General features: G+C 32.0%; 1 protein-coding gene. It reads right to left on the bottom strand.

From position 1 onward, the window contains the following. Positions 1–47: 47 nt before the first annotated feature. On the bottom strand, positions 48–347 hold the full coding sequence (locus tag SD53_RS12585; protein WP_000988336.1) for an HNH endonuclease: 300 nt from the start codon (positions 345–347) through the stop codon (positions 48–50). Positions 348–441: the final 94 nt, after the last annotated feature.

Below are 441 nucleotides of genomic sequence, written 5' to 3'. Positions count from 1 at the left end.
TTCCCCAAGTATTTTGATCGCTTTTGATTTTTTTGACCCGGGGGTATTTACCATTTTTCGTCTTTCCATTTATTTTCTTTTTTTATAAATCTCTTTTCTTTTTTGTTGTGACATTTAATACACAGTGTTTCTAAATTGTTTAAGTCATGAGCAAACTCCGGATGATGTTCTAGCGATAATATATGATCTACATCCAACGACTTACGCTTGCTTTTGTCATATGTCGTTAACTTGCCGTCTCTCTTACATTGTTGACATTCATAATTATCTCTTTCTAGCACTCTTTTTCTTGTTGTTTGCCATTCTTTAGACTTATAGAATCGTATGCGTTCGTCTTTAGTCATCATAATGTTTCACCTTATATAACTTAAGTAGTATCAAGACTCATCTATACTTGATGTGTAGTAATGTATTTACTATTAGTTTGAACATGTTCATACC

The organism is Rheinheimera mesophila (assembly GCF_000986865.1).
In the GTDB taxonomy this organism is placed as follows: Bacteria; Pseudomonadota; Gammaproteobacteria; order Enterobacterales; family Alteromonadaceae; genus Pararheinheimera; species Pararheinheimera mesophila.
Note: the sequence above shows the minus strand (reverse complement) of the source record. Positions and strands in the feature narration are given on the sequence as shown.